8 protein-coding genes and 8 pseudogenes are annotated in these 18,913 nt (G+C 33.0%); 10 read left to right on the plus strand and 6 right to left on the minus strand.

Going from position 1 to position 18,913, the window contains the following annotated elements; genetic code table 11:
* The first annotated feature begins 26 nt into the window (after positions 1 to 26).
* Positions 27 to 2,404: pseudogene (gene pbpC / locus ACZZ95_RS08360) on the plus strand (penicillin-binding protein 1C).
* Between the two features lie 262 nt (positions 2,405 to 2,666).
* Here the strand turns inward: pbpC and ACZZ95_RS08365 are convergent.
* Positions 2,667 to 4,211 (minus strand): annotated as a pseudogene (locus ACZZ95_RS08365) (Rne/Rng family ribonuclease).
* A gap of 394 nt (positions 4,212 to 4,605) precedes the next feature.
* Positions 4,606 to 4,896, minus strand: a complete 291-nt coding sequence (locus ACZZ95_RS08370; RefSeq protein WP_007805026.1) for an HU family DNA-binding protein — start codon at positions 4,894 to 4,896, stop codon at positions 4,606 to 4,608.
* Positions 4,897 to 5,036: 140 nt separating this feature from the next.
* Between ACZZ95_RS08370 and mutY the strand changes: the two are divergent.
* The 4 pseudogenes from mutY to gldD all read left to right on the plus strand — a co-directional run bounded on the left by mutY (position 5,037) and on the right by gldD (position 8,452).
* A pseudogene (gene mutY / locus ACZZ95_RS08375) lies at positions 5,037 to 6,084 on the plus strand (A/G-specific adenine glycosylase).
* Positions 6,085 to 6,120: 36 nt separating this feature from the next.
* Positions 6,121 to 6,565 (plus strand): annotated as a pseudogene (locus ACZZ95_RS08380) (single-stranded DNA-binding protein).
* A gap of 26 nt (positions 6,566 to 6,591) precedes the next feature.
* Positions 6,592 to 7,888 (plus strand): annotated as a pseudogene (locus tag ACZZ95_RS08385) (gliding motility-associated protein GldE).
* Position 7,889: 1 nt separating this feature from the next.
* Positions 7,890 to 8,452: pseudogene (gene gldD / locus ACZZ95_RS08390) on the plus strand (gliding motility lipoprotein GldD).
* A 253-nt stretch (positions 8,453 to 8,705) separates the two neighbouring features.
* Here the strand turns inward: gldD and ACZZ95_RS08395 are convergent.
* Positions 8,706 to 9,083, minus strand: a complete 378-nt coding sequence (locus tag ACZZ95_RS08395; protein ID WP_463468700.1) for a heavy-metal-associated domain-containing protein — start codon at positions 9,081 to 9,083, stop codon at positions 8,706 to 8,708.
* A gap of 99 nt (positions 9,084 to 9,182) precedes the next feature.
* On the opposite strand from ACZZ95_RS08395, the gene ACZZ95_RS08400 reads away from it, so the two are divergent.
* Positions 9,183 to 10,049 carry a DMT family transporter gene (locus ACZZ95_RS08400; RefSeq protein WP_095952621.1) on the plus strand — a complete coding sequence of 289 codons (867 nt, stop codon included), beginning with the start codon at positions 9,183 to 9,185 and terminating at the stop codon, positions 10,047 to 10,049.
* A gap of 208 nt (positions 10,050 to 10,257) precedes the next feature.
* Here the strand turns inward: ACZZ95_RS08400 and ACZZ95_RS08405 are convergent.
* Positions 10,258 to 12,307: pseudogene (locus ACZZ95_RS08405) on the minus strand (M16 family metallopeptidase).
* 12 nt (positions 12,308 to 12,319) lie between these two features.
* Positions 12,320 to 13,643 (minus strand): annotated as a pseudogene (locus ACZZ95_RS08410) (M16 family metallopeptidase).
* A gap of 273 nt (positions 13,644 to 13,916) precedes the next feature.
* Here ACZZ95_RS08410 and rplU point away from each other — a divergent pair.
* The 4 genes from rplU (at position 13,917) to ACZZ95_RS08430 (ending at position 16,039) form a co-directional block, all read left to right on the plus strand.
* Entirely contained in the window at positions 13,917 to 14,270 is a 354-nt protein-coding gene (rplU, locus tag ACZZ95_RS08415) for a 50S ribosomal protein L21 (RefSeq protein WP_463468701.1), read from the plus strand.
* Between the two features lie 114 nt (positions 14,271 to 14,384).
* Positions 14,385 to 14,645: a 50S ribosomal protein L27 gene (rpmA, locus tag ACZZ95_RS08420; protein WP_463468702.1), complete on the plus strand. Its 261-nt coding sequence runs from the start codon at positions 14,385 to 14,387 to the stop codon at positions 14,643 to 14,645.
* Positions 14,646 to 14,763: 118 nt separating this feature from the next.
* Positions 14,764 to 15,078, plus strand: coding sequence for a hypothetical protein (locus tag ACZZ95_RS08425; RefSeq protein ID WP_463468703.1), 315 nt, complete (start codon positions 14,764 to 14,766; stop codon positions 15,076 to 15,078).
* Positions 15,035 to 16,039, plus strand: a complete 1,005-nt coding sequence (locus ACZZ95_RS08430; protein WP_463468704.1) for a hypothetical protein — start codon at positions 15,035 to 15,037, stop codon at positions 16,037 to 16,039. The genes ACZZ95_RS08425 and ACZZ95_RS08430 overlap by 44 nt, the downstream gene beginning before the upstream one ends.
* Positions 16,040 to 16,137: 98 nt before the next feature.
* Here the strand turns inward: ACZZ95_RS08430 and ACZZ95_RS08435 are convergent, their stop codons facing one another.
* Positions 16,138 to 18,897 (minus strand): hypothetical protein, encoded by a 2,760-nt coding sequence (locus ACZZ95_RS08435; protein ID WP_463468705.1) that lies wholly within the window; start codon positions 18,895 to 18,897, stop codon positions 16,138 to 16,140.
* Positions 18,898 to 18,913 lie beyond the last annotated feature (16 nt).

Raw genomic sequence — 18,913 nt, forward strand, 5'->3', positions numbered from 1 at the left:
TAGGATACGAAACACTAAAAATAATTTTGAAAAATAAATTAAAAGCGTTTTTCCAACGCATTCTAAACTGGATAAAAAGAAACAAAATAAAATCAGCAATTGCATTTGTGCTCTTGCTGATTTACTATTTTTCGATACCCCGAACTTTATTTAAAGAACCCTATTCAACCGTTATTGAAAGCAAAGAAGGAGAACTGCTTGGCGCTAAAATTGCCCGCGACGGACAATGGCGTTTTCCAGCACAGGACAGTGTTCCAGATAAATTCAAAAAGTGCATTGTTTATTTTGAAGACGAATACTTCTATAAACATCCTGGATTTAATCCAGGAGCGATGATAAATGCCTTCAAGCAAAATAGAAAAGCAGGGAAAGTTGTGAGAGGAGGAAGTACTCTAACACAGCAAGTTATTCGATTATCCAGAAAAGGAAAGAAGAGAACTTATTTTGAAAAGCTGATTGAAATCATCCTTTCAACCCGATTAGAATTGGGATATTCTAAAGACGAAATTCTCGAAATGTATGCCGCTCATGCGCCTTTTGGAGGAAATGTCGTCGGGCTGGAAATGGCTTCATGGCGTTATTTTGGCGTACAGTCCAATCAGTTATCTTGGGCTGAAAATGCAGTTTTAGCAGTTTTACCCAATGCGCCAAGTTTAATTTATCCCGGCAAAAATCAGATTAAATTATTAAATAAACGAAACAGACTTTTATTAAAATTGCATCAGGAAGGAATTATTGATAAGCAGACTTATGAGCTTTCAATAGAAGAACCTTTACCGCAAAAGCCTTATGATCTACCACAAATTGCGCCGCATTTACTGCAGAGAGTTGCCAAAAATGAAGAAGGGACCCGAGTAAAAACAACATTAGATTTTGCTTTGCAGAATAGAGTAAATCAAATTGCGAGGTATTATTACAATCAATACAAGCAGAATGAAGTTCATAACTTAGCTATTTTGGTGATTGATGTGCAGAATAGAAACGTAATAAGTTATGTTGGCAATGCACCAACAGACAAAGATCATCAAAAAGACGTTGATATTATTGATGCTCCAAGAAGTACGGGAAGTATTTTGAAACCGCTTTTATACGGCGCAATGCTGGATGATGGAGAAATATTGCCAAACACTTTAATTGCCGATATTCCAACGCAGATTTCAGGATATACACCACAAAACTTTAATCTAACTTTTGATGGCGCAGTGCCGGCACATCGAGCTTTGTCGCGTTCTTTGAATATTCCTGCAGTCTTAATGCTTCAGGATTTTGGAGTAAATAAGTTTTATGAAGAGCTTCAAAATTTTAAATTAAAAAACATTAATAAAACACCAGATCACTACGGTTTGTCACTTATTTTGGGCGGTGCCGAAAGTAATTTGTGGGATTTATGCAGAACCTATGCAAATCTATCTTCAACATTAAATTATTATACTAAAAATCAAGCTAAATACAGAACGCGAGAGTTTACCGAATTAAATTATAAAAATGATTTTAAACCAGATTTCGGTTCAGAAACCAATCAGAAAAATATTTTGGGTGCGGGCTCGATTTGGCTGACTTATAATGCAATGGAAGAAGTAAACAGGCCGGAAGGAGATGAAGCTTGGAAGTTTTATGACAGTTCCTTAAAAATTGCATGGAAAACAGGAACAAGTTTCGGGAATCGTGATGCATGGGCAATTGGCACTAATTCAAGATATGTAGTCGGAATTTGGGTTGGAAATGCAACTGGAGAAGGAAGGCCAACGCTTACCGGCGTAACAAGTGCGGCGCCAATTTTGTTTGATGTTTTTAATTTAATGCCTAGACAACGATGGTTTGATACGCCTTATAAGGATTTAGAAGAAGTCGAGGTTTGCACGCTTAAGCGGATATCTGGCAAAAGAAAACTGTCCAAAAATAAAACAATGGGTTTCTAAAAAAGGAAAATCGACAAAGGTTTGTCCATATCATAAAACGATTCATGTAGATAAAACAGAACAATTTCAGGTAAACAGCAATACGCGAGAGTGTCGAAAATATTGTGACTAAAAATTGGTTTGTTCTTCCTCCTGTAATGGCTTGGTATTATAAAAGCCAGCACATTGAATACCTGCCTCTACCACCATTTAAAGATGGCTGTGAGGGAACGCAAACCACTACAATGGATTTTATTTATCCAAAAGCAAACAGCAAAATTTATTTGACTAAGGATTTTAATAGCAAAGTACAGCCTGTAATTTTAAAAGTGGCTTATTCTGAAAGGGATAAAGAATTATTTTGGTATATTGATGATGTTTATAAAGCCACAACAAAAACCTTTCATGAACTGCCAATTACGCCAACAACTGGAATACATTATATTACGGTTGTAGATGCTTCAGGAAATGAAATAAGGAGAAGAATTGAGATCGTGAGGGAATAGCTATTGAAAAGAAATTCCAATTTTGAAATTCCAAATTCCAATTTTATTTTTTTGACTTATTATTTGTCCGGCTGAGCGAAATCTAAGCCTTTTACATAGAAAGGCTCTTCGACTTCGCTCAGGGTGACACAGCTTTTCATAAATAATATTCGCCACGAATTATACAAATTCTCATAAATAATTCGTGTACATTCGTGAAATTAGTCGCTAAAAATAAAGCACAAAAAAACCGCCAATCTCACGAAAGGCGGTTTTTTGTTTTTTATTCTGAAATAACATTTCCTTTTTTATCATAGAAATGATATTCTAAGTACGTGTAAGCGTCACGAGGTATGATTTTCACCCATTTCTTATGTTCAAAAAACCATTTTGAACGTAATGATGGAAAACCTTTGCTGAGGTATGCGACCACAAACGGATGGACATTAAGCACAACGTTTTTGTGGGTTTTTAAAATTCTATCTAAATCGGATGTGATTTTATCAATGATTAATATTGGCGCTTCAATTTCGCCATGTTCATTGTTTGGATCTTCCTCTCTAGTTTTTATATTAACTTCTGGTCTTACGCGCTGTCTTGTAATCTGGACTAAACCAAATTTACTCGGCGGTAATATTTTATGTTTTGCTTTATCGTCGCTCATTTCTTCTCGCAAGAAGTCGAACAAGACTTTCCTATTTTCAGGATTAGACATATCGATAAAATCAACTACTATGATACCGCCCATATCTCGCAGACGAAGTTGTCTGGCGATTTCTCTGCCGCAATCATATTTACTTCCATGGCGGTGTCTTCCTGGTTGGTTGCTTTGTTTGAACGATTTCCGCTGTTTACGTCTATAACGTGAAGAGCTTCAGTGTGTTCAATGATAAGGTAAGCACCTTTACTCATAGAAACGGTTCTGCCAAAAGAAGTTTTGATTTGTCTCTCTATATTGTATTTCTCGAAAATTGGAGTATCATTTGATTGATAAAACTTCACAATCGATTGTTTTGAAGGTGCAATTTCTTGCAGATATTCCTTCGTTTGATGGTACAACTCTTCGTCATCTATTTGAATACCGCTGAAGGTATCATTGAATACATCTCTTAATATCGAAGAAGCTCTGTTAAGCTCTCCTAATACTTTTGATGGATGATGAGCAGTTGGTAATTTTTTACACATTGCAGACCATCTGCCAAGCAGGTTCTGCAAATCTTTTTCTAATTCGGCTACGTTTTTGCCTTCGGCTACTGTACGAACAATAACACCAAATCCTTTAGGTTTGATCGATAGAACAAGTTTTTTTAGACGATCCTTTTCTTTTTTGTCTTCTATTTTTTGAGAAATAGAAACACGATCAGAGAAAGGAACTAGAACAATAAATCTTCCAGCCAATGAAAGCTCAGCACTTATTCTTGGGCCTTTGGTTGATATAGGTTCTTTAACTACTTGAACTAAAACAGATTGATTGGCACTTAAAATATCAGTAATGATGCCATCTTTGTCAATCTCTTTTTCAAACTGAAAGGTTTTTAGGGAGAAATCTTTTATTTTACCTGCGCTTACAAGTTTTATGAATTTCAGTTGGGAAGCTAAGTTTGGACCTAAGTCATGATAATGTAAAAAAGCATCTTTTTCGAAGCCTACATTTACAAAAGCGAGCATTTAGTCCAGCAACTGGTTTTCGGATTTTGGCAATAAAAATATCACCAACCTGAAAGTTGCTTTTCTCTTCTTCTTTGTGTAATTCAATTAGTTTTCCATCTTTTAATAAGGCAAAATCTACGGCTTCAGAACTAGATCTAATGATTAATTCTTTATTCACACTGTAAATTTTTATCCGAACTTTCTAGCAATAGGCAGTAGGCAGTAGGCTGTAGGCAAATTGAATTGCTTATAGCTTAAAGCTTATAGCTTAAGGCCTAATTGTAAGGATGGATTAAACAATATTTTTTAACAGGTATTGAACCCGGGGAAAGAAGATTAGTAGAGAATAGAACAAAGAGAATAGATTTTTACGTCTATTTTCTATTTTCTTTACTCTTTCATCTTTTTTCAATTTCAATGAACGTTTAAAAAAGAAAAAAGTAGTTTAAAACTACTTTTTCTTTTTTGTGGCGGTTAGCTCTCGCTCTTTTTTTACGTTTGTGAGTAGCTACCTTATGTCTCTTTCTTTTTTTACCACTTGGCATATCGTGTCGATTTTATGTTAATTAATATTATTTTGCTTCGTTGTTTGTTTTTACTCCTTCTACAAATACTTTTGCAGGTTTGAACGCAGGAATGTTGTGTGCTGGAATTTTAATTGTTGTGTTTTTAGAAATGTTTCTTCCAGTCTTTTCAGCTCTAGTTTTTACGATAAAACTACCAAAACCTCTTAGGTAAACATTGTCTCCAGTTTCTAAAGAAGTTTTTACTTCTTCCATAAAAGTTTCCACTGTTGCTTGAACATCTCCTTTTTCAAGACCTAGTTTCTCTGAAATCTTCGCTACGATATCTGCTTTCGTCATTTTCTTTCCTATTTTATTTTATAAATGGTGTACTATTTTTTTGAGTTTGCAAATATAGGAATTAAAAAAATAATTAATCAAGCTAATTCGTTAAATTTTAATTACATAAACATTTACTTTTGTATTCTAAGTATTTTGCAATGGATTTTCATAACATATTGATAAAATGGTATTTACGAAACAAGCGTGATTTGCCTTGGCGAAAAACGGTCGATCCGTACCAAATTTGGCTCTCAGAAATTATGCTTGCAACAGACGCGAGTTGCTCAAGGAATGCCTTATTTTTTTGCTTTTACCAAGGAATTTCCTACTGTAAAAGATTTGGCAGATGCCTCTGAAGAAAAAGTTTTAAAACTTTGGCAGGGTTTAGGGTATTATTCAAGAGCTCGAAATCTTCATAAAACAGCTCAATATATTAATAATGACTTAAACGGCGTTTTTCCAGATTCTTATAAAGAACTTTTAAAACTTAAAGGTGTTGGTGAATATACCGTCGCCGCAATTGCTTCTTTTTCATATAACGAATCGGTTCCAGTTGTAGACGGAAATGTATTCCGGGTGCTTTCGCGTTACTTTGATATTGAAACAGATATTGCGCTTCCGGTCGCCAAAAAAGAATTTGTCGCACTTGCGCACGAATTAATGCCCAAAGACAATCCAGCAATTTTTAATCAGGCTATAATGGAGTTTGGTGCGCTGCAATGTGTTCCAAAAAGTCCAGATTGTTCTGTCTGTGATTTTAATGAAAGCTGTGCAGCATTACAAAAAGGAAAAGTAAATCAGCTTCCTGTTAAATCTAAAAAAGTTAAAGTATCCAATCGTTATTTTAACTATTTGATTTTAGAAGATGTTTTAGGGAATACAATAATTCAAAAAAGAACTGATAAAGGTATTTGGCATAATCTCTATGAATTTCCGCTTTTAGAAACACAGTCTATTGTTGGTTTTGATGTAGTTTCCAAAGCGGCTAAAGAAGAAATATTTTCTTCTTATACTATTATAGGTATAGAGGATTGTGCAGAATCAACACTGGTACATAAACTTTCGCATCAGCATCTTCATATACAGTTTTGGAAAATTAAGGTAAAAGAGAAAATAGAAAATGGAGTTGATCCCGAAAAATTAAAAACTTTTCCTTTCCCAATTGTGATTTATAAATTTATAGAAAAGCAGGAAATAATTTGCTAAAAAAATGTATCTTTGGTAGAAATACCACCAAAAACTATGAACGGAACATTAAATAAAGTGATGCTTATTGGCCATTTGGGCGATGATGTAAAGATGCATTATTTTGATGGCGGAAATTGCATCGGACGTTTTCAGCTGGCTACAAATGAAGTTTATATCAATAAAACAACCAACGAAAAGATCACTTCTACGGAGTGGCATAACTTGGTTGTGCGTAATAAAGCGACCGAAATTTGCGAAAAATATCTTTCGAAAGGAGATAAGATTTATGTTGAAGGAAGAATAAAATCTCGCCAATGGCAGGCAGAAGACGGCACAACGAAATATACTACAGAAATTCAGGTTACAGAATTTACTTTTCTGACAACCAAAAAAGAAACTGCGCATACTAAACAAAATCAAGATACAGAATCAACAAAAAACACTAACTTTGATGCTTGCTACTAATGAAGGGCTTCCAATTAACGATCTGCCTTTCTAAAAGATGTTTAACTAATTTGATGCAATTTGGAGCCGGAGCCCAGTTTACTCTTTATAACAAATCCTGACACTAATATAATTATTGGTTTTGTCGGAATATTTATTTTGTTATTTCTTTCAGCAATAGTTTCAGGTGCTGAAGTAGCGCTCTTTTCGTTATCACAGCAAGACATCGATGATACTTTAAACGATAATCAGGCCAAAGGTAAAATCATCTCCAATTTATTAGACAGACCTAAAAAACTATTGGCTACATTACTCGTAGCGAATAATTTTTTTAATATAGGGGTAGTTATCTTATTTGCTTATATCGGGCAGAATATCTTTTCAGATGTAAGTTCTCCCGTTTTTAAATTTACACTTGAAGTAATTTTAGTTACTTTTTTCATTCTTCTATTTGGAGAAGTGCTTCCTAAGGTCTATGCAAGCAGAAATAGCGTGCGTTTTGCTAAGCGTGTTGCGTATCCGCTGGCTTTCTTAGACAAACTACTTTCTCCTATAAGTTTGCCAATGCGTGCCGTTACTCTATATTTGCGAGCATAAATTAGGAAAACAAAAGAATAACTTTTCGATTAATCAGCTTTCACAGGCTTTAGAGTTAACAGATTCTGAGGGAACTTCAACAGAAGAACAAAAAATTTTAGAAGGAATTGTTTCTTTCGGAAATACAGATACAAAGCAGGTAATGAGTCCGAGAATTGATATTTTTGCATTGGAAATATCAGAATCTTTCGCGTGTATTTATCCTAAAATAATTGAAAAGGGATTTTCAAGAATCCCGATTTATAGTGATAATATTGATCAAATTGAAGGTGTACTGTTTGTTAAAGACTTACTGCCTCATATCGATAAAGAAGAATTTGACTGGACATCGTTAATTAGAGAAGCTTTCTTTGTTCCTGAAAATAAAAAATTGGATAATTTGCTAAAAGATTTCCAAGGGCTGAAAAGTCATTTGGCCATAGTTGTAGATGAATATGGAGGAACTTCTGGATTGGTGTCTTTAGAAGATGTAATAGAAGAAATAGTTGGTGATATCAGTGATGAGTTTGATGATGAGAATTTGAACTTTTCGCAAATCGATGAAAATAATTTTCTTTTTGAAGGAAAAATTAATCTTAAAGATTTCTACAGAATTGTAAATGTAGATGAAGATGCTTTCGAATCTCATAAAGGAGAAGCTGAAACATTGGCTGGATTTATCTTAGAAATTTTAGGTAATTTTCCGAAAAAAGATCAAAAAGTACCTTTTAAAAACTGTATTTTCACAATAGAAACAGTTGATAAAAAGCGTGTAAAACAAATAAAAGTAACAATAAATTAAAATGCTCAATAGAATACTTTCAATAACAGCAATTTTGCTTGCACTAACGGTTTTAAGCTGTAAAAATGATGTTTTGCCAAAACCGGCAAGTTTTCTGCGATTGGATTATCCAGAAGCAAAGTATGTGAATTTTGAAAACAATTGCCCATTTTCTTTTGAAATGAATGAAGATGCTATTATTAAAGGCGAGAAAGAATGCGGTTTTGCGATTACTTATCCAAAGATGAAAGCGACTATTTATTTGACTTATAAGCCCGTAAATAATAATATTGATAAATTGTTACGTGACGCTCAAAAACTGACTTACGAACACGTAATTAAAGCCGATGATATTTTAGAGCAGACCATATATAAATCCCCAGAAAAAAGTGTACGGAATGTTTTATCAAGTTGATGGAAATGCGGCGACTAATTCACAGTTTTATGTTACCGATAGTACAAAACACTTTTTAATAGGTTCTGTTTATTTTTATGCAAAGCCTAATTTTGATTCAATTATGCCAGCAACTGAGTTATGTTAAAAATGATATGCGCCGTTTGATAGAAACATTGAAATGGAAATAAAGAAATAAAAAAAAGGATCTATTTAGATCCTTTTTTTAGTCATTTTCTATGCCTTGACAATATTTAATATTCCATAGGAATATCTCATCGGTAGCAAAAAATAGTTTTGTTTTGTGTTGTGTCCTGTAAGGACACTTGTTTTCGTGGACATAACAATCCTGTATTATTAATCACACGTTCCTACGGAACGATAATCTTAATTCAAATTTAATTCTACCAAGGAGACATTCCTACGGAATGAATTATTTTAAATTTAAGACTTGAAATTCGAAACTTTATAAGTCTTCCCGTCGCCAGTTTCTTGAACTACTTTAGTCAAAGATTCTGGATTTTGAATTGTTTTGTCAAAACTTACTGTAGCAGTTTTTTTGTCAAAATCCACAGTAGCTTTATCAACTCCGTCAAGATTTGCTAATTCCTCTTCTATAGTTTTAGCACATCCTACAGCACAAGTCATTCCGTCGATTGTAAAACTTGCTGTTTGTAAATTTTCTGCAAGAATTGACTTATGTTCTTTTGGAGCGCTTTTTTCTGCGTTTACAACTTGTAGGCTTTTATCTTCTTCCTTTTTACAGCTAATGAATACTAGACCAGCGATTGTTGCGGCGATTAAAATTTTTGAAATTTTCATTATATATAAATTTAATTTGCGATTTCTTTCTTGCAAAATTAATAAAAAGAGAAAGGTTAGTTCGCAAAATTATTACAAATTTGCAGTAAAATATGATTTATGGATACAAAGCAGTTAAAGTGGGTATATTTATTGATTCTTTCTCTTATTTGGGGAAGCTCTTTTATTTTAATAAAAAGAGGATTAGTTGGTTTGACTGCTATTCAGGTTGGATCGTTCCGAATTATTTTTGCCGCTTTGTTTTTACTGATTATAGGATTTAACAGCCTGAAAAAAATATCTCGCCGTCAATGGAAGTTTGTTGCTATAACCTCGTTTTTTGGAACTTTTATGCCGGCTTATCTTTTTGCTATTGCAGAAACTCAGGTTGATAGTTCAATTGTAGCGATTCTTAATTCGCTTACACCTCTAAATACATTGATTTTGGGAATTATTGCTTTTGGAATTCAATTTCAAAAGCGACAAGTTTGGGGTGTTTTTGTCGGTCTTTTAGGTTGTCTGCTTTTGGTTTTAAGCGGAGAATCTGCAGGCGGAGGACAAAATTATTTATATGTTTTATTGGTGGTTATTGCAACTTTGAGTTATGCAATAAATGTTAACTTGATTAAAAAATATTTACACGATTTAAATTCCATAAGTATCACAACGGGGAATTTTGCAGTTCTTTTTCTGCCTGCGCTAATTATTTTGAGTACAACAGATATCAGTCAGAAAATACATTTTGCAGAAACACAGCATTCCATATTTTTTGTAATGATCCTTGGTGTTTTAGGAACTGGAATTGCTAATATTCTTTTCTTCAAATTAATTCAGATGTCATCGCCGGTTTTTGCTACATCTGTGACCTATTTAATTCCGATAGTTGCTTTTTTCTGGGGATTATTAGATAACGAAATGCTGACACCAATTCAGTTTTTCGGAGCATTTATTATTCTGATTGGAGTTTATTTATCGGCGAAGAAGTGATTTTTATTTGTGAGATGTTGGATGTGAGTTGTTAGAGGTAAGTTTTGAGAGAGGCTTCGACTTCGCTCAGCCTGACAAAAAAAAATGGGTGCTTGGCTTCATGAAATATCACGTATAAAAAAAGCTTTGTCAAAGTTTAAAACTTTGACAAAGCCTATGAAAAATTTAAGAATCTTAGAACCTTAGTATCTCAGAACCTTAGCATCTCTTAAAGAAAATCTGCATCAGAAACCTCTTCATTAATCTTGATATCAGACATTTTGATGTCCAATTCAAAACCAACATTCTGAATTAAATTAAAAGGAACTTTAACTCCTTTTACTTCTTTATAATCATTGAAATTAGTGATTTGTGCTTGCTGATTTTCCGCCTTGTTCACGGATTTTAGATTCTGCTGTTTTTAAACCTGATTTAACGTCGTAATAATACGTTGTTTTGCCGTCTTTGATTACGTAAGCATCGCTTCCGTTGATTGGTTCAATTCCTTCAACTTTCAAATCAGTTCTTTTTACCAATTGTAATTCTTCAAATGGAGTCGCATTCGCTTTCATTTCGACTAAATCTTCACCTTCAAGGTTTTTTCTTTGTCCCTGTTGTTCGATATAAGCACCTTTTTCGTTTACAACTTGTTTCATTAAATTCATAGTTCCCATTGAAAGCGAAACCATCATTTTTCCTTTTGAATCTAATTTTGAAATAAAAGTTAATGGACCTGGAGCTTGAGAAATAGTTGTTGAACCATTCATATAAAGCGTTTTAACCGAAGTAACTGCTTTTTCTCCTCCAATTGCTTTAATGTAGTTTTCAAAAACCGTTTTTGCGCTGATATCTTTTGGAGCTTCTTTTTTTACTGAAGGTTTTTCGATTGGATTTCCGAATCTATCAAAGTAGAAAATTGGGATTTGTAATTTTTCTAAACTAGAAATTACATCAGAGCCTTTTCCAACAATTACAATACGCATATTATCCAACAGGAAATATTTATTTGCAACGCGATAAATATCATCTGCCGTAACATTGTTGATTGTTTGAATGTATTTTTCGTAGAAATCAGCTGGAAGCTTTTCTGTTTCAATGTTTAAAGCATAACGGGCAACAGCTTGTGGTTTTTCAACCTGCATTACAAATCTTCCAATATAACCTGCTTTTACGTTTCTTAAAACTTCTGGATCGACTCTTTCGTCGCGGATTCTTTTGATTTCTTTTACAAATTGAATCACTGCGCTGTCTGTAACGGTATTTCTAACTGCAGATGTAGCTTTGAATTTGGTTACATATTTTCCGCTTCCAATGCTTGAGTTTGCGCCATATGTCCAAGCGTGCTGTTCTCTTAAGTTCATGTTTAAATAACTGTTGAAATCACCTCCCAAAATCTGGTTTGCGATTACAGCTGGGAAAAAGTCTGGATCGCTCATTTTTAAATTTAAAGTATTTACCAATGAGATTTCAGATTGAACTGCGTTGGGAACATCTACAAAATCAATTTGTAATTTTGAAGGGTTTGCAGGATCAGGATAATTGTTTTTTGGAGCATTTTGTTTTTTCCATCCGCTAAACAATTTTTCTACAGCTGTTTTTATTTCTTTAAGTTTAACATCTCCAATTACAACTAAATAAGCGTTTTCTGGAACAAAATAAGTACTGTAGTTTTTTTGAACATCAGCAAGGGTTACGTTTTTTACGGTTTCCTGAGAAAGATATTCTCCATTCGGATGATTTTTCCCAAATGCTAATACATCAACAACTCTATTCGAAATAGCAGGAACACTTTTTTCGTCGGCTTTCAAGCCTTCTAGTAGTTTTGCTTTTTCTTTATCAAATTCTGATTGAGTAAAGTTAGGCTGTAAAGCACCTTCGGCTAAAAGCTCTAAAACACGTCCAGAATATTTAGATAATGAACTTGCATAAGCGCCTTGTGAAGTGAAATTTATATTTGCTCCGTAAAAGTCAATTTCTTCGTTAAAAGCTTCTTTGGTTGTTTTTTTAGTTCCGTTTCCGATTAAACTGCTTGTTAATTCATCAACTCCTTTTTCGTCGCCTTCGGTAAATGGCGCATTATCTAAAGTAAGCGTAAAACTTACTCGAGGTAATTTATGGTTCTCAACGATCAAAACTTTCATGCCGTTTGCCAAAACAAAGGTTTGAGGTTTTTTGATGTTGACTACTGGCGCATTGCCTGGTTTGGGTTGTGGGCGATCTTGTGCTTGCATAATTCCAGTTAGGAATAAAAGGATTAAAAAAGTATATATTTTTTTCATGATTCGATATTCTTAGTTTTGAGATTTTGGGGTAGGAATATAATCTAGAATTAAGCGTTGATTGGGATTTAAATATTTCTTAGCAACTTCTCTAATTTCTTCTCTTGTAATAGAATGATAAATGTCTATTTCAGTGTTAATTAAATTTACATCACCATAAAGTAAGTAATACGAAGCAAGATTTTCTGCAATTCCTTCTACGCTCGAATTTGCATTTACATAGTTGTTATCGAATTTGTTTTGTAATTTTTCATAATCTTTTTCAGAAATAAGATCGGTTTGGATTTTTACAATTTCCTCGTCCATTTCTTTTAAGATATCTGCAGTTGTGTTTGGAGCCATTGGCAGACCATACAAAATGTACATTCCGTAATCTTCCTGACTAAATCCTACAGCGCCAATTTGTAACGCCATTTTTTTGTCGTCAACAATTTTCTTGTAAAGTTTAGAGCTTTTTCCGTCACTTAAATAAGAAGAAATCAAATCTAAAACCCTTGCGTCTCTAGTTTTCATTGATGGTGTTCTGTAAGAAGCAACAATCATTGGAATCTGAATATTCGGATCTTCGTAAGTCGCTTTAATAGGCTGTGTTATTGGATCTTCTGTATAAGTTTGTTTTTTAACTTCTTCACCTCTTGGAATTGGTCCAAAATATTTCTGAACCCATTCTTTGGTTTTAGTTTTATCAAAATCTCCCGCAACCACTAAAACGGCATTATTAGGAGTGTAGAATTTTTTATTAAAAGCTTGAAATTCCTCAAGAGTTGCGGCATCTAAATCTTTCATAGATCCGATAGTGGTCCATCTGTAAGGATGTTTTTTGAACATGTTCTTTTTAACCTCAGGCAAAATGTTTCCATAAGGCTGATTGTCGTAACGCATTCTTTTTTTCTTCTTTTACAACTTCGTTTTGCGTGTCAACTCCAATCTTATTAATAATAGGATGCATTAATCTTTCAGATTCCATCCACAAACCAAGTTCTAAGCTATTAGACGGAAAAACTTCATAATAATAAGTTCTGTCGTCAGATGTATTGGCATTATTAACGCCTCCGTTTGCGGTTACGATTTTCATCCATTCGCCGCGTTTGATATTTTGTGTTCCTTCAAATAATAAATGCTCAAAAAAGTGTGCAAATCCCGTTCTGTCCGGACGTTCGTCTTTTGATCCCACATGATACATTACCGATGTGATAACAACTGGAGCAGAAGGATCATTATGTAAAATGACATGAAGTCCATTGTCTAAATTGTATTCTTCAAAAGCTACTTTTTGAGCATGAGCCACTCCGCCGAGCATTAATGCGACACTTAACATCATTATTGATTTTTTCATAAAGATTAATAAATTTATATATCAAACAAGAGTAGGTAAACAAGAGTTGATTTTAGTTACATCAAAAATAGTTTTTTTTAATTATCAATTAAAGATTTGTTTTTAATTTGGTCTTATTTTAACAATCTTTTACTTTAAATAATGATGTTTTTTTGTTTTAAAGTGCTTGAAATACAGGACTTTTTACTCTGAAAATATTTTTGCTTTTATAGATTGCACAATAAATTTTTAATTGTATATTTGCAACCTTAAAAATCAATAAATCAATTTGGTATGTATGCAATCGTAGAGATAGCAGGGCAACAATTTAAAGTAAGCAAAGACTTAAAGGTTTATGTTCACCGTTTGTCTAACGAAGAAGGTTCAAGTATTTCATTTGACAAAGTTCTTTTATTAGACGATAACGGAAGCATAACTTTAGGCGCCCCAGCTATAGAAGGTGCTTCAGTAGAAGCTAAAGTGTTACAACACTTAAAAGGTGATAAAGTTATCGTTTTCAAAAAGAAAAGAAGAAAAGGATACAAAAAGAGAAATGGTCACAGACAATATCTTACACAAATTGTAATTGAAGGTATTACTGCAAAGCAGGTGGAACTAAAAAAGCAGCAACTAAAAAAGCAGTTGTAGCAGAAGATGCTCCAGCTACTGAAGTTGAAGTAGCTCCAAAAGCAAAAAAGCGAGACTCCAAAAGCAAAAAAAGAAGCTACTAAAGAATAATAACAATATTTAAACTCATACGTCATGGCTCACAAGAAAGGTGTCGGTAGTTCGAAGAATGGTAGAGAATCAGAATCAAAACGTTTAGGCGTTAAGATTTTTGGTGGTCAAGTCGCTATTGCTGGGAACATCATCGTTAGACAAAGAGGTTCAAAACATAATCCAGGTGAAAACGTTTACATTAGTAAAGATCACACTCTTCACGCAAGAGTTGCTGGAGTTGTTAAGTTCCAAAAGAAAAGAGATAACAAATCTTATGTATCTATTATTCCTTTCGAGGCTTAATAATCATAACGATTACTTTTTACAAAACCCGTTCAGAAATGAGCGGGTTTTTTGTTTTTATAATTTTTTTTGAAAGACTTTAAAACTTAAATTTGTTTAGAATGATTTTTAACTCTTTATGAAAAGAATAGTAATATTTATTTTCCTGTGCTGTTTTAGTACTTACGGAAAAACAGTTTCAGACAGTATTGCAAACCAAATAACTGCATTAAACGATAAACAAAAAACAATCTTATATGAGTTTGAAGTTTTACAAAAGAATGGTTATAACGCTAATCTCTTTTGGCAGAAACACAGAAATCAATTTCCAGAATTAGATGATGCTTTAAGGGATGAATTGGCTAGGCAGGTTTTTAAAAATTCTCATATAGAATATACTCATCCAAAAGGTGCTTGCAGTTCAATTTTGGATGAAAACACAATTGTTGACTAACTGGATGTTTTATTTATCTGCGCTTATTGCGATTTGTGCGGTGATTGCTTTATTTAAAAAATATTGGAGTTTATTAATTGAAGTTCTGATTAAAGGTTTGGCTCCTTTATTTAGGTTTTTGTTTTCTCCTGTCTTGCTAACCTACGAACTGTTTTTAATTGGAGTTTTCTGTATCTTTTACGGTTGCTCTATTACTGAATTTGTGTTGCAGATAGTAATTGTTCATGTAGGTTTGTTTTTGCTTTGGAGTCAATCAACGGCTATATTTACTAGGGAATATTGGGTTAGAAAATATATTTATGAAATAGAAAATAATTTTTGGAGCAAAGATCCGTGGAAAACAGTAAAAACAATCTGTCTTCCGGCTATTATTGTTACGTTGGCTCTTGGCTATGTATTGTTTAAAATTCCTGATGCTGTTTTTTACAATTATGAAATTGTTGTATCTGGAATTGCGGCCGTTTATGCATTGCCGTTTTGGCGTTCATTAGAAAAATATTTATATCCTATTTTACTGCCTTTCAAAAGTGAATATAGGGCTAGAAGTATAAATTCTTTAGCAGGATGCATGGTAATAGCTATTGCTGTTACTTTTCTACTCGTATTTCAGTGGAATTCTATTTTTTATAATGTAATAACTGCATTGATCAGTTTGCTCCTTTTGTCTTTTCTTATATTATCTTCAAAAATTAATTTTAGATACAGTTATAAGAACTATTATTATTTGCAATTGTTAACAGTCTTTTGTCTTGCATTGGTTTTTGAATATGGTTTTTATTTTCGCTTAAATGAAATCATCTGGTTTTCTTTAATAGGAACAAGTTTATTTATAGTAATAAAGTACTTTGAGATTTTTTCTTTTTTTTCCGATTGGAAAAAAAGGAACAGCTTGGGCTTGGAAACTATTGGGACTTGCGCTATTGCTATGGTTGATAGGGAAGGGGATTTTGTATGTTTCTAAACAAATATTTATAGTGTAGTATAAAAGAAAAAAACCTTTGCCAAAGTTCAAAACTTTGACAAAGGGGTAGTGTATTTTTTAAAATTTGGATTTTCTTTTTAATCAGTATCCTTAGTTTCTTCCAAATCCTCAGTTTTACGTCCAACCTTTACTTTTGGATTGTCCTGCGTTCCAGTAACGGTTAATGGAATTCCAAAAATTCCAAAAGGTGGTAATCCCAAACGCATTTTTAAGTTTAATTTTCCGTCCAGACTTGTTGTGCCTTCGATTCTTGGTCTAAAGCCGGCAAATTTAAATTTAAAGCGTTCTACGGTTATGATATTGTTTTTGATAGTAGTTTTAATGTCTACTTTTGAAAGATCGGGATTCTTCATAGATTCCGAGCTTGTCTGTTTGCTTACTGCATTAAACATTTTTAAACCTCGAACTTTTACATCTTTCACAGAAAGAGTTCCGCCTCCAACAAGAGATGGGTAAACGGGATCCATATTTCCATTTAAACGACCTTTTAATTGATAATCCAAAGAAACAATTCCCTGTGCTTTTTCGGTCGCGGTGGCCATTTTTCTAAACACTTCTATTTCGTTGTAAGCTCTTTTAATATCGAAGTCAGCGGCTTTAATAGAATAATCAAAATTGGCTTTTTGCGGTGTTACGGCTTGGTAATTGGCATTCATGGAAACATTGCATCCAATTAAATTAAAACCAGTATTCTGCATAGTTAATTTGCCATTTTTCATGTTTAAATTTCCAGTTGCATTTTGCAGATTCAGCTTATCAAAATTTACTTTTTGAGCATTTGCAAATAATTGTAAGTTTAGATTTGTTGGAATAATAATAACCCCAGTCTGCTTATTTTCCTCTTGTTTTGATTCTGTTTTGGGTGCAGGATTTTGTGTTACAGATGCATTTGGGTCTGTGGCAGACATAAATTCATCAACATTAATATATCGCGCGGTAACTTTAAAAGAACCTTTTAAAACACCTGTATTCGTTGTAACGAAATTAAGGACATTTTGTAAATATCCATTCATTTTAAAATCACTTTCTCCGTAAGCGACCAAGAAATTATTGAATGACATTTTATCTTGATTGATTTTAAAAATACCTTCCTTAATGATGAATTTCTTCGGAAGATATTCTGAAGCGATTCCGATATTTCTTAATTCAAGAGTTCCTTTGTTGTGTAATTTACTGTAGTTTCCTTTTTCGGCGTCACTTTGTTTTCCTTTTAAAACTAAATCAGCTTTTACAAAGCCGTCTAGGTCAAGAGCTTTTTGAGAGAAAACTTTATAAATTTTATTGACATCCAATTCTCCTTTTGCTTTAACATCATAAGTTAAATCGTCAAAATTGCTTAAGTCGGCTTCAACAAATACGGGCTTCCCTTCAAAAGTAAATTGAGTTGGTTTTAAACTTACTTTTAAATCTTCGAAAGTTCCTTTTTGATTTTCAATTTTAGATTTAATTGTAATGTTTGTAATTGGATTTGGATAATATGGAGTTTTTAAATACCCATTTTTTAAATCAATTACACCATTTGTAACGGGAAAGCGTTTGTTTTTTTGATCAAAGACTCCGTTGGCTTTTACATCGCTAACTAAAGCTCCTTTTAATTGTATATCGGGAATTCCGAGTGCTTTGGTTAATTTTTCAAGATCAATTTTAGCTTTAAAATCAGCATTAATATCAGGTGTATTTATTCCTTTAACCAAAAACTTCGATTTTAAAAAATCTTGATTCATGTTTAAAGATAAATTTTTAGCATCAACAATTACTAAATCTGGATTTAGTGACGGGACTTTTGTGTGAATATCTAAATTTAAATTTGAAACTGGAAATGCGCTTTTGTTATAATTGACAAATCCGTCGCTAATTTTTACATCTAAATTCAGATCTGGCGCTAAATTTTTCGACGTAATATAATTTCCTTTTAATGTTAAAAGCAGATTGGTATTTCCTTTTAATTCGGTTTGAGAAAGCCAGGTAATGTATTTTGGAGGAAAAGCGGTAAAGACATCGTAGAGTTTGCTATTGTCAGATTTAATAACGAAATCCATATTGTATCCGTCTTTCAAAATGTCAAATTTCCCTTTAAAATCGACCAAAAGCTGATTGATTTTTAAGTTATTTTGCTGGAAAAAGAACGAAAGCGAGTTTATATTTACCTTGGTAATTAAGTCGGCATCAATTTTTTTATTCATTAAATACGGTTCATCTTCATAAACAATATTTAATTTTTCGATTTTAGCTTTCGAATACAAATCAAAAACGGCTTTGTTTAAATCGCCTTTTCCTAAATAATTAAATCCAAGAGCGTCAAAATGAACTTTTGTCGATTTATCATCGTAAATAATTTTACTATTTAAGATCTCAATTCGTTCCAGTTTTAAAGCGGCTTCAGAGCTGTCTTTGGTTTGTGAAGCTTGTTGTCGCGATTTGTAAATGTTGTAATTTGCTTCTCCGTTTGGGTTCACTTTTACATTTATAAAAGAATCCGATAAATAAATCTGATCAATTTTTACCGATTTACTAAAAATCAAACTAGCTACATTTATTCCAAAAGAAACCTCTTTGGCAGTTATGAATTTTTCGTTTTTGTATGGAGCCGAACCATTTAAGCTTAAATTGTCTAATGTTAAAGTAAGCGACGGAAAATGGCGGAAAAACGAAACCGAAACGTCAGAATAATTAAGTTCTGCGCTTAATCTTTCGTTAGCTGTTTTTTTGATCTGTTCCTTGATCTGATCCTCAAAAACGATAGGCGTTAAAAATAATAATGCTAAAATAACAGCGAAAGTTATTCCGAAATACTTCGCAATTTTAAATACGATTGATCTGGATTTACTTTTAGGCATAACGGATTTGTGGTAT

This window comes from Flavobacterium sp. AC267 (assembly GCF_979258715.1).

What these genes read in the sequence shown, in the direction of transcription:
- ACZZ95_RS08395 (WP_463468700.1), bottom strand. Translation starts at nt 9,083, where the DNA reads ATGAAAATTTCAAAAATTTTAATCGCCGCAACAATCGCTGGTCTAGTA.
- rplU (WP_463468701.1), top strand. Translation starts at nt 13,917, where the DNA reads ATGTATGCAATCGTAGAGATAGCAGGGCAACAATTTAAAGTAAGCAAA.
- ACZZ95_RS08425 (WP_463468703.1), top strand. Translation starts at nt 14,764, where the DNA reads ATGAAAAGAATAGTAATATTTATTTTCCTGTGCTGTTTTAGTACTTAC.
- ACZZ95_RS08435 (WP_463468705.1), bottom strand. Translation starts at nt 18,897, where the DNA reads ATGCCTAAAAGTAAATCCAGATCAATCGTATTTAAAATTGCGAAGTAT.
- ACZZ95_RS08400 (WP_095952621.1), top strand. Translation starts at nt 9,183, where the DNA reads ATGGATACAAAGCAGTTAAAGTGGGTATATTTATTGATTCTTTCTCTT.
- ACZZ95_RS08370 (WP_007805026.1), bottom strand. Translation starts at nt 4,896, where the DNA reads ATGACGAAAGCAGATATCGTAGCGAAGATTTCAGAGAAACTAGGTCTT.
- rpmA (WP_463468702.1), top strand. Translation starts at nt 14,385, where the DNA reads ATGGCTCACAAGAAAGGTGTCGGTAGTTCGAAGAATGGTAGAGAATCA.